Origin of the sequence: Faecalibacterium tardum, assembly GCF_040096515.1 — a bacterium.
GTDB lineage: Bacteria > Bacillota > Clostridia > Oscillospirales > Ruminococcaceae > Faecalibacterium > Faecalibacterium tardum.
Window position 1 is genome coordinate 206,761 of record NZ_JBBMEO010000001.1, and the last position, 14,567, is coordinate 221,327.

The 14,567-nt window shown below is 56.6% G+C and carries 14 protein-coding genes; 9 read left to right on the top strand and 5 right to left on the bottom strand.

The annotated features are described in order from the left end of the window. Positions 1-6 precede the first annotated feature (6 nt). Entirely contained in the window at positions 7-915 is a 909-nt protein-coding gene (locus WMO44_RS00995; RefSeq protein WP_349151458.1) for a DUF4300 family protein, read from the bottom strand. A 570-nt stretch (positions 916-1,485) separates the two neighbouring features. Here WMO44_RS00995 and WMO44_RS01000 point away from each other — a divergent pair. Next, complete coding sequence (locus WMO44_RS01000; RefSeq protein ID WP_349151459.1) at positions 1,486-1,737, top strand: DUF6061 family protein; 252 nt, start codon at positions 1,486-1,488, stop codon at positions 1,735-1,737. 38 nt (positions 1,738-1,775) lie between these two features. Here WMO44_RS01000 and WMO44_RS01005 read toward each other — a convergent pair whose 3' ends face one another. Beyond that, positions 1,776-2,243, bottom strand: a complete 468-nt coding sequence (locus WMO44_RS01005; protein WP_349151460.1) for a MerR family transcriptional regulator — start codon at positions 2,241-2,243, stop codon at positions 1,776-1,778. A gap of 119 nt (positions 2,244-2,362) precedes the next feature. On the opposite strand from WMO44_RS01005, the gene WMO44_RS01010 reads away from it, so the two are divergent. From WMO44_RS01010 to WMO44_RS01020, 3 genes are read left to right on the top strand one after another with little or no spacing between them, the layout of a single operon-like run. Next, entirely contained in the window at positions 2,363-2,902 is a 540-nt protein-coding gene (locus tag WMO44_RS01010) for a flavodoxin family protein (protein ID WP_349151461.1), read from the top strand. Further along, positions 2,902-3,654: a carboxymuconolactone decarboxylase family protein gene (locus tag WMO44_RS01015; protein WP_349151462.1), complete on the top strand. Its 753-nt coding sequence runs from the start codon at positions 2,902-2,904 to the stop codon at positions 3,652-3,654. Before WMO44_RS01010 ends, WMO44_RS01015 begins: the two co-directional genes overlap by 1 nt. Before the next feature lie 35 nt (positions 3,655-3,689). Then, entirely contained in the window at positions 3,690-4,577 is an 888-nt protein-coding gene (locus WMO44_RS01020; protein ID WP_298637858.1) for an aldo/keto reductase, read from the top strand. A 415-nt stretch (positions 4,578-4,992) separates the two neighbouring features. Here WMO44_RS01020 and WMO44_RS01025 read toward each other — a convergent pair whose 3' ends face one another. From WMO44_RS01025 to WMO44_RS01035, 3 genes are all read right to left on the bottom strand, one after another. Next, positions 4,993-5,463, bottom strand: coding sequence for a GNAT family N-acetyltransferase (locus WMO44_RS01025; RefSeq protein WP_349151463.1), 471 nt, complete (start codon positions 5,461-5,463; stop codon positions 4,993-4,995). A 153-nt stretch (positions 5,464-5,616) separates the two neighbouring features. Further along, complete coding sequence (locus WMO44_RS01030; protein ID WP_349151464.1) at positions 5,617-6,900, bottom strand: amidohydrolase family protein; 1,284 nt, start codon at positions 6,898-6,900, stop codon at positions 5,617-5,619. Positions 6,901-6,944: 44 nt separating this feature from the next. Next, positions 6,945-8,483, bottom strand: coding sequence for a YifB family Mg chelatase-like AAA ATPase (locus WMO44_RS01035; RefSeq protein WP_055184843.1), 1,539 nt, complete (start codon positions 8,481-8,483; stop codon positions 6,945-6,947). A 128-nt stretch (positions 8,484-8,611) separates the two neighbouring features. On the opposite strand from WMO44_RS01035, the gene WMO44_RS01040 reads away from it, so the two are divergent. The 5 genes from WMO44_RS01040 (at position 8,612) to WMO44_RS01060 (ending at position 14,558) form a co-directional block, all read left to right on the top strand. After that, a complete protein-coding gene (locus WMO44_RS01040; RefSeq protein WP_097780013.1) occupies positions 8,612-8,986 on the top strand; it encodes a hypothetical protein in 375 nt (124 codons plus the stop codon). A gap of 125 nt (positions 8,987-9,111) precedes the next feature. Continuing rightward, a complete protein-coding gene (locus WMO44_RS01045) occupies positions 9,112-10,794 on the top strand; it encodes a phospho-sugar mutase (RefSeq protein WP_349151465.1) in 1,683 nt (560 codons plus the stop codon). 378 nt (positions 10,795-11,172) lie between these two features. Further along, a complete protein-coding gene (gene ispF, locus WMO44_RS01050) occupies positions 11,173-12,339 on the top strand; it encodes a 2-C-methyl-D-erythritol 2,4-cyclodiphosphate synthase (RefSeq protein ID WP_349151466.1) in 1,167 nt (388 codons plus the stop codon). 15 nt (positions 12,340-12,354) lie between these two features. Beyond that, positions 12,355-13,257 (top strand): diadenylate cyclase CdaA, encoded by a 903-nt coding sequence (gene cdaA / locus WMO44_RS01055; protein WP_005926885.1) that lies wholly within the window; start codon positions 12,355-12,357, stop codon positions 13,255-13,257. Next, positions 13,254-14,558 carry a CdaR family protein gene (locus WMO44_RS01060; RefSeq protein WP_349151467.1) on the top strand — a complete coding sequence of 435 codons (1,305 nt, stop codon included), beginning with the start codon at positions 13,254-13,256 and terminating at the stop codon, positions 14,556-14,558. Before cdaA ends, WMO44_RS01060 begins: the two co-directional genes overlap by 4 nt. Positions 14,559-14,567 lie beyond the last annotated feature (9 nt).

Genomic DNA, 14,567 nt, shown 5'->3' on the forward strand with positions numbered 1-14,567 from the left:
ATACTTTTAGCTTGCGTCTTTCTGTTCGTCAAGAATGCGCCAGCCGTCCATCAGGTCTGAATTTTCCATAATAAAGGTGTGGGCAGTATCCTGTCCCCACGAGTTGTCGTATTTCAGCATCAGATAATCGCTCAACTCGGTTCGATTTTTGAACTTCAACAAGCGATACGGCTCCTGAAAAGCAACCTTTTCGACAAAATATACCGCATCCGATGTGGGAAGCATAACGCCGACATGACCGATCATAAGAGAATTGTCCGTTTCAGAGAATTGGTCGTGCAGGACTACGGAGACAAGACGAATCTTATCATCTTCCGCGAAAGAGAGACCGCGTTTCTTCCATTCCTGCTGAATCGTTTTCAAATGGGTAGGAATATCGGTCGTACTGGTGGTTTTAACTGGGGCGAACAGCGCATCAAACTTTTGCCGTTCGTCGCCGCAAAGGGACTCCGGGTCAGAATCCAGCGTTTCATAGTCCATAAACAGGGTGTCCTCGGCTGAGTCAAGGTCTGCCTTGCCCGTGACAGTGATAAAATCACCGAACAGCCCACAAGCGGTGATTCGACAGTTCCAGCCGGGGAAGGTGTCATATTTTTCCGTCCATGCGTCCTGCATGGAGTAAGGATCGTATTTCAGATCCAAAGGCTTGGCGTTTTCAAAACCTGTGGTGAGCCATGCCGGGTCCACAGCATTGTTGAACTTTTGCACATGATCAAAGAAGGTCTGTATCCGCAGGTCGGATACGCCGGCATCCTGCAAAAGCTTGGAAAGAAGAGCTTGTGTATCCGAATCTGCCAAATTGGAGTATTCGATTTGCTGAAGGACAGGCTGAGAAGTTTTTTGAGTGCAGCCTCCTGCCAGAAGCGCACCGCAAAAAAGTGCAGCGGTGCAGACAAGAAAAGTTCGACGTTTCAAAAATGGTCACCTCGTTGTGTTTTTCGGAAAGTTTCTTTGAGTGCCGGAGTCTCAACCATAAGCGAAGAGAGCAACGCCGTTGGTCTCGTAACGAATGGTATCACAGATAAACAAAGAAAATCAATGACTTCTGTCGTATTTGACCATATATAATGTTGCAGTAGCCATATCCCATACGGCTAACGTCCATTTGGGGAAAGACAATGCGGCAGTTTTCTGAACGATTTTCTTCATGTCGGACACAACAGGAGTATACCCAAGTTGGAATAAGAATTTTCCGTTTTTTCAGAATGGAAGGTTCAAATCGCTTTCCAGATAGACGGACCAAACAGAAATAATCCGAACTTGTTTCCGATAGGAGATGGGTTCGGATTATTTATTTTCTTCGGAAAATTAGCGTTTGGGAAGCAATGAAAGCCCCAGTGGGGCTTTTAAGCGACGGAACGGTCTGCGTTAGCAGATGGAGGAGCTTTGCCCCGACAAGTTCCATGCAGGTGTCCGTGGAAGATGAAATCCGAAATCATAGATTGGTCGATATAAGCTACAACATGATTTCAGGAGGACATGAACATGAAGTACGATGCAAGAGCTTGTCATTTCAATATGGACACCGGGTGCGTGGAACTGCTGCTCCGGGATGGGAGAATGATCTCCATCGACTGTACCGGGGTCGAGGATGCGTTGGATGTGACCATGGCGCAGAGATCGGAGTTAGACTATCTCATCTACAATGACCCACTTGGCTATGCGGATTTGATTCTGAATGGCAATCCAGAAGAATACTTAAAAAACGTAACCGGGAGCCATGGGTTAGAAGATTAAGAAAAATGCCGTTCCAAAAGCAACTGGAACGGCATTTCTTATTTTTCGCTATTCGGAAGCTTCTGTCCTCGCAACTCCTGCCGGATGGCACGGAACTGCTCCGGCACATCCGCATCGGTCATCGCACTGGGGACATCCACTGTCCCAGCGGCTTTGGCGGCTTCATAGAACCAGCATTTATACTCCACGGTTTCCAGCGTGTGCTGTAACTGCTGGATCTGCTGGGTGAGCACCTCCCGCTGATGCCGGAACATTTCCAGCCGGGTGTCAATGGTGTCGTCTCCCTGCATGGAAAGCTCAATATACTGCCGGATATCCTTGATGGACATTCCGGCTTTTTTCATGCAGCGGATGACCTGCAGCCACTCGAAGTCGTTTTCCCGGAACATCCGAATGCCGCCGGAGGAACGCTCCACAAAGGGAAGTAACCCTTCTTTGTCGTAGTAGCGCAGGGTGGAGGCAGGTACGCCCAGCTTTTGTGCCATTTCGCCTACGGTATAAATCATCTGAAACCTCCGTTTTTTTTCAAAAAGCCCTTGACTTAAAGCGTGCTTTAAGTTGTATGATAAAATCAAACTTCAACAACATCATAATGCGGATGCACTCCGCTGTCAAGGAGGTTCCTATGATCAAGAAGGTATTGATTTTGTCTGGCAGTCCCCGGAAGGGCGGTAACTCTGATATTCTATGCGATGAATTTCTGCGTGGAGCGCAGGATGCCGGGCACAAAGCAGAAAAGATCCGAGTCGCTGAGAAAAAGGTGGCTCCCTGTTCCGGCTGCTACTACTGCAGCACCCACGGCGGAGCCTGCGTCCACAAGGATGATATGGCAGACATCCTGCAAAAGATGATCGATGCCGATGTCATTGTGCTGGCAAGCCCGGTATACTTCTACTCCATCAGTGCCCAATTGAAGGCAGTGATTGACCGTACCGTGGCACGGTGGCTTGAGGTCAAAGACAAGGAATTTTACTACATCACCACCATGGCAGACGAGGAAAAAGCCTCTGCGGACACTACGCTGGCCTGCTTCCGGGGCTATGCAGACTGTGTGGAAGGTGCCGCGGAAAAGGGAGTCCTTGTAGCATGTGGCGTTTACGAGCCGGGTGCGGTGCGAAACACCTCTGCAATGGCACAGGCTTACGAGATGGGGAGGAACGTATAATGGCAGTGAAACAGACCGCAGGGCGTGATGCTCTGGGCGAATTTGCACCAAAATTTGCAGAACTTAACGATGAGGTACTATTCGGGCAGGTGTGGAGCCGAGAGGATAAACTCTCCCTCCGGGACCGCAGCCTTGTGACGGTGGTGGCACTGATGGCGCAGGGACTGACGGACTCCTCGTTTCGGTATCACCTGACGGCAGCAAAAAACAACGGCATTACCCGGCGTGAGATTGCAGAGATCCTGACCCATGCGGCATTTTATGCAGGCTGGCCCAAGGCGTGGGCGGCTTTCCGCATGGCAAAGGAAGTCTGGGCAGAGGACGCTGCAGAGGATGCCAAGGCAAAGCACCAGAGTGAAATGGTGTTCCCCATCGGTGCATCCAACGACGGTTTTGCGCAGTATTTCAGCGGAAAAAGCTATCTGGCACCCTTGTCCACCGCACAGGTTGGCATTTACAACGTCACCTTTGAGCCGGGCTGCCGGAACAACTGGCACATCCACCATGCCGCAAAGGGTGGCGGGCAGATCCTTCTCTGCGTGGCAGGCCGGGGCTACTATCAGGAATGGGGCAAAGAGCCGCAGGAGCTGCATCCGGGCGATGTGGTGAACATTCCACCGGAGGTCAAGCACTGGCACGGTGCTGCACCCGATTGCTGGTTCTCTCATCTGGCAGTGGAAGTACCCGGCGAAGGCACCTCTAACGAGTGGTGCGAGCCGGTGCCGGAAGAAACCTATAAGGAGTTGCGGTGATAAACACAGGATCATCTCAGCAGGGAGGCTTTTATATGAACTATATCACATTGAATAACGGCGTAAAAATGCCCCAGCTTGGCTATGGGGTCTATCAGGTCTCGCAGGAGGAATGCGAGCGCTGTGTACTGGATGCTTTGCAGGTGGGCTACCGCTCCATCGACACGGCACAATCCTACTTCAACGAAGAGCAGGTGGGCACAGCGATCGAAAAATCCCGTGTGGATCGCAAAGATATTTTTCTGACCACCAAGGTCTGGGTTGAGCATTACGGTTATAAGGAGGCCAAGGCATCTGTGCTGGAATCCCTGCGTAAGCTGCGAACGGATTATCTGGACCTTTGTTTGTTGCACCAGCCGTTTGCTGATTACTACGGCGCATGGCACGCCTTGGAGGAGCTATATGAGGCGGGCAAGATTCGGGCCATTGGCGTGTCCAATTTTTATCCTGACCGCCTCGTTGATCTGTGCAGCTTTGCTCGTATCAAACCCATGGTGAATCAGGTAGAGGTGCATCCGCTGCACCAGCAGGGCAAGGCAAAGGAATGGATGGAAAAATACGGCGTTCAGATGGAGGCATGGGCTCCCTTTGGCGAAGGTCGGAGTCAGATGTTCACAAACCCTGTGCTGGCCGAAATCGGCGCAAAATACGGCAAAACCGTGGCACAGGTCATTCTCCGCTGGCATTTGCAGCGGGGCGTGGTGGTCATCCCAAAATCCACCCACAGGGAGCGGATGCAGGAAAATCTGGAAGTGTTCGACTTTACGCTGTCCTCTGAGGACATGGAAAGGATCGCCGCACTGGATACCAAAACCAGTGCCTTCTTTGCTCACGACGACCCTGCAATGGTGGAATGGTTCGCCCAGATGGTGGAACAGCGCAAAACCAACCACGATGCAGCCAAGGAGAAAAAGAACCGGTAAATGCGTTTTGACGTACACCCAACCACGATGAAACAAAAATAGGGTGCGCCCTGAATAGGACGCACTCTGTCTCGCAATTCACGATTTGATTCGTTGGCAACAACCGTGAATTGCATATCGCAAACAGGGCGTTCCCCATCGGGAACGCTCTGTTTCTCTTTGTTTGTGGGCTGGCCTCATTTGATTTTGACCACAATGCGGGTGGCTTTATATTGCGACAAAAAGCGGACAGCCGTTTTGTGGCTGCCCGCCGGGGATATGAAATGGTTTATCTGTCATGCGATCTTATAATTTATATTGCATAAAATTGCCATTGTGAACAAACCCAAAATTGGAATATACCTATTTTATATACGCTCCAGTCCTCCGTAAACTGCGCTTTATCGCGCCTAAAGAGACAGCGCTTTCGCCTGAATTACAGAATATACTCCATCTGCCGTTCCTTGGTTTTCATGCCCATTTTTTCGTAAAAGTGTTCTGCCGAAGTGTTCCCCGCCCAGACGTTCAGGGTTACCTCATAGCACCCTAGCACTTTTGCTTGCTGCTTTACATATTCAAACAGGCTTTCCCCGATGTGTTGCCCGCGCGCCTGCTTGTCAATGCAAAGGTCATCAATGAACAGCGACTTGAAGGGCACCATGTTGGTGGAGAAAGGCTGCTCCTTCAGCTGACAGAAGACATAACCCATGCACACATCATCCTCGTTCACGGCAACATAGATGGGCTTATCCTCCTGCTTCAGAAGCTCTGCTAACTCACAGACAGTGTATTTTGTGGTGCCGGGAATAAAAATATCCGGGCGGATCTCTGCATGAATTTGCAGCACCTGCCCCAGCAGCGCAAGCAGTCTGGGAATGTCTTTTTCCTCGGCTTTACGAATGTTCATTTTTTTGCTCCTTCCATTTTTTGGATTTTACATTTCCAGTATACCACATCGGGCGGCGCAGGAAAAGAGAAAATGCAAACCGTCCGAGGGGCGCAAACAAAAACGCGAGCGGCCAAAGCGGTCGTTCGCGTTTTTATGTGTTGGGCAGATCGCTTAAACCAGATACGGGTCCAGCAGAGCGTCCACCTCTTTTCTGCGCTTGGGGGAGGGCTTTTTCACGGCACGGCCGCGGCAGACCACCACTTCCAGATGTTGCAAAGCCCGCAGATCCTCCAGCGGGTTTTCGCGGGTCACGATAAAGTCTGCACTCTTGCCGGGTGCGATAGAGCCGGTCACATCGCCGATGCCCGCCAGCTGCGCGTTGCGCAGGGTGGCCGTGTAGAGGGCGAAACGGTTGCTCACGCCGCAGTATTTGTGGAAGTAGCACAGCTCCCGCCAGAAATCGTACTGGGTAATATAGGGGCAACCCACATCGTTACCCAAGCCCACCGGGATGCCGTTTGCCAGCGCAGTCTTGGCACTCTCGACCACACCGTCAAAGACGATCTTTCCGTTATACTGGTCTTTTTCCGATGCGCCCGAAACGGCAGTGTCAAACAGTGCGTAGGGCAGCGCAGGGGAGATGGTCGTGCACAAAAATGCGCCCCGCTCCTTGTACAGACGCACCGTCTCCTCGTCCATTTTTGCGCCGTGCTCGATGGAATCCACGCCGTTTTCCAGCGCAGCCTTCACGCCCGCAGGGGATTCGGTGTGGGCGGCAACAGTGTAGCCCAGCTTGTGGGCTGCATCGCAGACGGCTTTGATCATCTCCGGCGGCATCTTCATCTCGCCGGGGGTGCCCTTTTCGGTGGCGTCCAGCACGCCGCCGGTGATCATCAGTTTGACAAGGTCTACCTTCTGTTCACTGGCCTTTTTCAGCTGTGCCAGCGCTTCGGCGTTGTTGTGTGCCGCCACTGCTACTGAGCCTGCCATGTGCCCGCCCGGCACCGAGATGCCCTCGTTAGCGGCCAGAATGCGGGGTGCCAGCACCTTCCCGGCGGCGCTGTCGTCCCGGCAGCGGGTGTCAAAGTCCGCAATGCCGCCCACAGTGCGCACGGTGGTCACGCCGCCCAGCAGTTCCAGCTTAGCATAGCTGCATACCAGCCGGTAGGCGATGGCGCGGGTCAGTCTGTTGCTCAGGATCTTACGCACCAGCGCCGCATTGTCCCGGGGCTTTGCGCTGGGCTTGCCGTTGCCCGCCAGATGGACGTGCAGGTTGATGAGCCCCGGGCAAAGATACCCGCCGCGCAGATCGATGACCTCGTAGCCGTCAAGGTTTGCACCCGCATCTGCGATAGCGGTGATCTTGTCGTTCTCGGTCAGCAGCACCTTGCCCCGTACCGGTTCCATCTGCTCGGTGCCGTCCAGAAGGATGCCGTTTGTGTATGCGCGCTTCATGTGTTCCATCCTCTTTCCGTTGTATTTTTAGAGTGCAGACTGCCTTATCCGTCCAATTTCTCCTGTGCCCGGTATTGCAGCGCTTCCAGCAGGGAGTCCTCGTCCAGCAGGGTCTTGCCGGCAAGGTCGGCCACGGTGCGGGCTACCCGCAAAATGCGGTCGTGTGCCCGGGCAGAAAGCCCCAGTGCATCGTAGGAGCTGCGCAGCAGCTGCTCGGCACCGGGGGTCATACGGCAGATACGCCGCACCTGTCCGGCGTTCAGCTGGGCGTTGCAGTGCACTCCCTTAAAGCCTGGCGCAGCGTAGCGTTTGGCCTGAATGGCGCGGGCAGCCAGCACCTGTTTGCGCAGCTCCGCGCTGCTCTCGGAGGGGGCAGCGGTGTGCAGCTCGTCAAAGGCGATGGGGTCCATCTCCACGCACAGGTCGATGCGGTCCAAAAGCGGGCCGGACACCCGGCTGCGGTACTGCCGCACCGCGCTGGGCGAGCAGGTGCAGGCGCGGGTGGGGTGGCCGTAGTAGCCGCATTTGCAGGGATTCATGGCGGCTACCAGCTGAAAGTGGCTGGGGTAGGTGGCACTTCCGGCGGCGCGGCTCACGGTGATCTGACCGTCCTCCAGCGGCTGGCGCAGCACCTCTAAGCTCTCGCGGGAAAACTCCGGCAGCTCGTCCAGAAACAGCACTCCGCAGTTGGCCAGACTGCACTCGCCCGGACGGAACTGTGCCCCGCCGCCGGCAAGGGCGGCAGAGCTTGCCGAGTGATGCGGGCTGCGGAAGGGGCGGGCAGAGATCAGCCCGCGTCCCTGCGGCAGCTGCCCGGCGATGGAGTAGATTTTGGTCGTCTCCACCGCTTCCTCCCGGGTCAGGGGCGGCAGGATGCCCGGCAGGCGCTTTGCAAGCATGGATTTGCCAGTGCCGGGCGCACCCGTTAAAAGCACGTTGTGCCCGCCTGCGGCTGCAATGACCATGGCGCGCCGTGCCAGCGATTGCCCCATTACGTCCGCGAAATCCGGCACCTGCTGCCATGCGTCCTCCGGGTCAAAGGGGATGACAGCGGCAGGGGAGAGGGGGCGGATACCCTTCAGTGCCTCTACCACCTCCCGGGCGGTATGGGCGGGGTAGACGGTCATGGTGTCGGCGCAGGCTTCGGCTGCCTCGGCGGCGTTCTCTGCCGGGACGTACAGCGCCCGGATGCCGTGCTCAGCGGCAGCCAGCGCCATGGGCAGCACGCCGGACACCGGACGCAGACTGCCGTCCAGTGCAAGCTCGCCCAGAAAGGCAGCGTCGGCGGGCACCTCTTCCAACTGTCCGCTGGCGGTCAGCAGCGCCAAAAGCAGCGGCAGGTCGTACACCGGGCCGGTCTTGCGCACATCGGCGGGGGCAAGGTTGATGGTGATGCGCCGGTCCGGGAAACGGAATCCAAGGTTTTTAATGGCGGCGCGCACCCGGTCGGCGCTTTCCCGCACGGCAGAGTCCGGCAGACCGACAATGGAAAATGCGGGCAGCCCGCCGGAAACATCGGCCTCCACTGCAACGGCAAAGCCGCGCAGTCCGTTCAGGCCAAAGCTGTTGGTCACAGAATACATGGTGTCCCTCCCTGCATGGCGCATGGTTTGTCAAAAATGCCAAAAGTGGAAAATAATGGATATATCTGCTATGCTTCGACAGTTTTTTCTGTTTGAAATCATTATAGTAAAGCACAGGAAAGTTGTCAATGCAGCAGAAAGGAGAACGAGAGATCATGACAAATGGGGAATGTTGCCGGTATATCCGTACCTATTCAGAGCTGGAGGGCTTGCAGCACGCCTGTACGCTGGTATACTGTGCCGCTTCCACCCCACAGGGGGTGCTGGCACAGCTGCGCCGGGAGCAGGGCGGCAGGGTGCGCAGCAGCACAGTACTTGCTCCGGCAGATAGCTTTGGCCGGATAATGCGGCTGCTGCGCTACCTGTGCGAAAACGGCGTGGGGCCGGAGCAGTGGCTGGAGGTGCTGGAGGATGTGCACCAGCCCTACCAGCTGCTGGATACATCAAAAAACGCAATGAATATGGCAGAAGAACCGGTTTTTTGTGGTATTTGTCGGTTTTAAGGGCACAAACTTCGGCCATTTTACGCAATTGACATAAGCGGAGCAAGAGTTTATAGTATAAGTAGGTTTACACAAACCGTTTCGATCCGGGGAAAAAGATTTTAAACAAAGGTAAGGTGTACAAGATGTATCTGGATGAATACAAGCGCTGGCTGGCAGCGGATCTGGAAGATGCAGACCTGAAGCCGGAACTGGTAAAGGTCGAAGGCAATGACGATGAGATCAAGGATCGCTTTGCTGTGGCGCTGAAGTTTGGTACCGCAGGTCTGCGCGGCGTGCTGGGTGCCGGTACCAACCGCATGAACATCTACGTTGTCCGTCAGGCAACGCAGGGTCTGGCAAACTGGGTGCTGACCCAGGGCGGTACCCAGACCGTGGCCATCAGCTACGACAGCCGCCTGAAGAGCGATGTCTTTGCCAAGACCGCCGCAGGCGTTCTGGCAGCCAACGGCATCAAGGTGCGCATCTATGATGCCCTGATGCCTGTGCCCGCGCTGAGCTTTGCTACCCGTTACTATAACTGCAACGCCGGTATCATGGTCACCGCCTCCCACAACCCGGCCAAGTACAATGGCTACAAGGCCTACGGCCCGGACGGCTGCCAGATGACCGATGACGCCGCCGCCATCGTCTACGACGAGATCCAAAAGACCGATGTGCTCACCGGTGCAAAGTATATCTCCTTTGCCGAGGGCGTGGAGAACGGCATGATCCGCTTTGTGGGCGATGACTGCAAAAAGGCCCTGTACGATGCCATTGAAGCACGTCAGGTGCGCCCGGGTCTGTGCAAGACTGCCGGTCTGAAGCTGGTGTACAGCCCGCTGAACGGCTCCGGCCTTGTACCCGTGACCCATGTGCTCAATGATATGGGCATCACCGATATCACCATCGTGCCCGAACAGGAGTACCCCAACGGCTACTTCACCACCTGCTCCTACCCCAACCCCGAGATCTTCGAGGCTTTGAAGCTGGGTCTGGAGCTGGCCACCAAGACTGGTGCCGACCTGATGCTGGCTACCGACCCCGACGCCGACCGCGTGGGCATTGCCATGAAGTGCCCGGACGGCAGCTACGAGCTGGTGTCCGGCAACGAGATGGGCGTTCTGCTGCTGGACTACATCTGCGCTGGCCGCATTGAGAAGGGCACTATGCCCAAGAACCCCGTGGCAGTCAAGTCCATCGTGTCCACCCCGCTGGCAGACGCTGTGGCAAAGCACTACGGCGTGGAGATGCGCAATGTGCTGACCGGCTTCAAGTGGATCGGCGATCAGATCGCCAACCTCGAGGCTGCTGGTGAGGTCGATCGTTTCATCTTCGGCTTTGAGGAGAGCTACGGCTATCTGGCTGGCCCCTACGTCCGCGATAAGGACGCTGTCATCGGCTCCATGCTCATCTGCGAGATGGCCGCTTACTACCGCAGCATCGGTTCCTCCATCAAGCAGCGTCTGGAAGAGATCTACGCTCAGTACGGCCGCTACCTGAACAAGGTGGACAGCTTCGAGTTCCCCGGCCTGACCGGCATGGAGAAGATGGCTTCCATCATGCAGAAGCTGCGTGACCAGCCCCCGGTGGAGCTGGCTGGCCATAAGGTGGTCAAGGTGACCGACTACAAGAAGCCGGAAGAGACCGGCCTGCCCGCTGCCAACGTGCTGATCTACACGCTGGAAAACGGCGCTACCGTGGTGGTGCGTCCCTCCGGCACCGAGCCGAAGATCAAGACCTACTTCACCACGCTGGGCAAGGATCTGGCAGAAGCACAGGCACAGAAGGACGCTCTGGCCGCTGCCATTGAGCCTATCCTGAAGTAAAACTATCCCAAAGCATCTGCGGGGCTGCTGCACGTTTTTGTGCAGCAGCCCTTTTTGCGTTCAGCAGACAGTTGACCGGAGCAAAAGCCTTATGGAGGTGCCGCAAAGTTTACCGCCACCGCGAAAAGCCGTCCCCTTGGGGAAGGTGGCTGCGAACGTAGTGAGCAGACGGAAGGGGTCAGCGCCTGAGAGGGCGAAAGCGCGCACTCTGGGTGATTGCTCTTTCAGGACAGACCGCAGGGCTTTATGCAGCACGGATGCACTTTTGCTGTGTAAAATCGGTTGAAGTTTGCGCTGTGATACGCTATAATAAAACATGGTTTATTATAAGCAGCTGTGGGCGTGCAGCGCGGCACAGCGGCAGGGTAGGTGGAAGAGATGGAAAAAACTGTATCGGCAGTATTGGTGGCGGCGGGCAGCTCGACCCGCATGGGTTTTGATAAGCTCAGTTTTGATCTGGGAGGCGAAACGGTGCTGCACCGCAGTATCCGCGCCTTTGCCCAGTGCCCGCAGGTCACCGAGCTTGTGCTGGTGGCAGGCAAAAACCGGGATTTTGTGGCGCAGCAGGCGGCGGATTGCCCAAAGCCTGTGCAGATCGTAGCGGGCGGGGCTACCCGCGCCGAGAGCGCAAAAAACGGTGTGCTGGCTGCGCACGGAGAACTGGTGGCAGTGCACGATGCCGCCCGCCCCTTTGTGAGTGCAGTGGTCATTACAGCGGCGCTGGAAGCTGCCGCCCGGTGCGGCGCAGCAGCCTCGGCGGTGCCGGTGAAGGATACCATCAAGGCCGCCGCCCGGGGCGATGGCAAAACCATGCCCCCGGACTGCGCGGTATGCGCCACCCCGGACCGCAGCACCCTGTATGCGGTGCAGACCCCCCAGTGTTTTGACCGTGCAGCGTACCTTGCGGCGCTGGAAGAACTGGATGAGACCCGCGCCCGCCTTGTTACCGATGACTGCAGCCTGTTTGAGCTGACCGGACGCCCGGTGCAGCTGACGCAGGGCGACTATGCAAACCTGAAGATCACCACCCGGGAGGATCTGCCCTGCCCGGCACAGAGGAAGGAAACGGAAATGCGTATTGGACACGGCTATGATGTACATCGTTTGGTAGAGCAGCGCAAGCTGATCCTTGGCGGGGTGGAGATCCCCTTTGAAAAAGGCCTGCTGGGCCATTCGGATGCAGACGTGCTGACCCATGCGGTGATGGATGCCGTGCTGGGCGCAGCGGCGCTGGGGGATATCGGCCAGCATTTCCCGGACAATGACCCGGAGTACGCTGGTGCCGACAGCCTGAAGCTGGCCTGCCGCGTGGCGCAGATCCTTAAGGAGCATGGCTGGCGCATTGAGAACATTGACGCCACGCTGCTGTGCCAGCGCCCCAAGCTTGCACCCCATATCCCGGCCATGCGTGCCAATCTGGCGGCGGCCTTCGGCCTGCCGGTAGAGGCGGTAAGCGTAAAGGCCACCACGGAGGAGCATCTGGGCTTTACCGGCGAGGGACTGGGCATTGCTGCCCACGCCGTCGCTCTGATCGAAGCTGTGTAAGGGGGGCACACACGCATGACACTGAATGCGATCATCGCAAATTTTCAGACCTTTAAAATTGTCGATCTGCTGGATATCATCATCATCGCGTTCCTGATCTACCAGCTGCTGGGCATCATCAACCGCACCCGTGCCGGGCAGCTGGCCAAGGGCGCGCTGCTGGTCATGGTCGTGTATCTGGTGGCCAACACCCTGAATATGCGCACCGTTACATGGCTGCTCAACTCGCTGCTGCAAGTTGGTCTGCTCACCCTTGTGGTGCTGTTTCAGCCCGAGATCCGCCGTGCATTGGAGCGCATGGGTCAGACCGACCAGTGGGCGTCCAAGCTGTTCAACGTAAAGGGGCGCTACAATGACCCCAGTCTGAAGGGTGCGTGGCGCAGCGCCATCATTGCCATCTGCGATGCAGCCGAGCGCTTTTCTGAGACCAAGACCGGCGCGCTCATCGTGCTGGAACGCCACACCAACCTTTCCGAGATCGTGCGCACCGGCACCCCGGTGAACAGCGCGGTCAATCTGGAGGTGCTGGGCACCATCTTTTACGAGGGCACTCCGCTGCATGACGGTGCCGCCATCATCGAAAACGGCCGCATCAAGGCGGCAGGCTGCGTGCTGCCCCTTTCCAACAATCTGGATCTGGGCAAGGATATGGGCACCCGCCACCGCGCCTGCCTTGGCATTGCGGAAAACTCCGACGCCATTGCCATCGTGGTCAGCGAGGAGACCGGCATCATCTCCATGGCAAAAAATGGTGTGCTGATCCGTCATTTTGACCGCCAGAGCCTGTATACCCGGCTCATTGATGAGATGATCCCCAAGGAGTCTACGGTGGAAAAGAACACCGCCGACAGCTGGGTGGAGCAGGCGAAAAAGCTGTGGAACTGGATCAGCCAGAAGGGGGAGGACGAGCAGCAATGAGCAACCAGCCGAACAAGACGAATGGCGCAAAGCCTGCCGTCCGCAAAAAGAAAAATCTTCTGGATGACCGCCGCATCCGGCTGGCACTGTCCGTGCTGGGGGCCATCGTTGCGTGGATGGTGGTCACCATCATCGTCCAGCCCGGCACCACCAACACCATCTATAATGTGCCGGTGGATTACACCTACGATTCCGCCGCCTATACCTCCCGGGGCCTGAGCATCGTCAGCGCCGAGGATAAGACCGTGAACCTGAAGCTCTCCGGCGATGGCTACACCATCGGCGGGCTCAGCGCTTCGGATTTTGTGGTCTACCCGGATTGGTCCAGCGTGCGCGACAGCGGCGAAAAGACCCTGCGGCTGCTGGTGCGCGGCGCAAATGGTCTGCTCAATGGCGTGACCGTGACCATGGAAGGCAGTGACAACACGGTGGACGTGGTGTTTGACGTGGTGGAGGAAAAGACCCTGCCCGTTACCGCTACCACCAACTATCTGCGCGTTGCAGACGGCTATATCCTTTACAGTACCGAGGTCTCTAAGGAGACTGTTACCCTGTCCGGCCCCAGCAGTGAGCTGAGCAAGGTAGCTACCTGCACTGCCGAGGCATCCTATGACAGCGAGCTGACCGAGTCGGTCACGCTGGACACCCCCCTGCGCTTTTACACCAGCGGCGGCAAGGAGGTCAAGTTCCAGTACACCACGCTGGAAGAGAGCAACGTGGACGTGACGCTGCAAGTGTACAAGATGGCGACCCTGCCGGTGAAGGTAAACTTTATCAACGCGCCGCGCGGGTTCGATAACTCGGTGCTGAGCTATGCCCTCAGCTGCAAGCAGCTCAAGGTGGCGGGCCCGGCAGAAAAGATCGATGCGCTGTCCACCTTGTCCATCGGCACCATCGACCTTTCCACCTTCAGCCTGAACAAGGTGTACGAGATGCCCATTGAGCTGCCGACAGATATCTATCTGCTGGATAATATCTCCACGATCACGGTCAGCTTTGACTGCTCCGGGCTGGAGACCAAGACCATGAACCTGCCCGCCAGCTGTGTGCAGGTGGTCAATCTGCCCTCTACCTATCAGCTGACGGTGGAGACCGAGCGGCTGATGAACGTGATCCTCTGCGGCCCCAAGGGCGCTATGGAAACTTTGACCCCCGAGCAGGTGGTCATTGAGATCGACGCCGAGGACTTTGCCGTGGCTACCGGCCAACAGAACATTGCCTGTCGGCTGTATGTGCCCTCCAACGGCAAGATCTTTGCACTGGGCAGCTATGTGCTGCAGTGCCGCATTGAAAGCAACTAAATTTAAAGG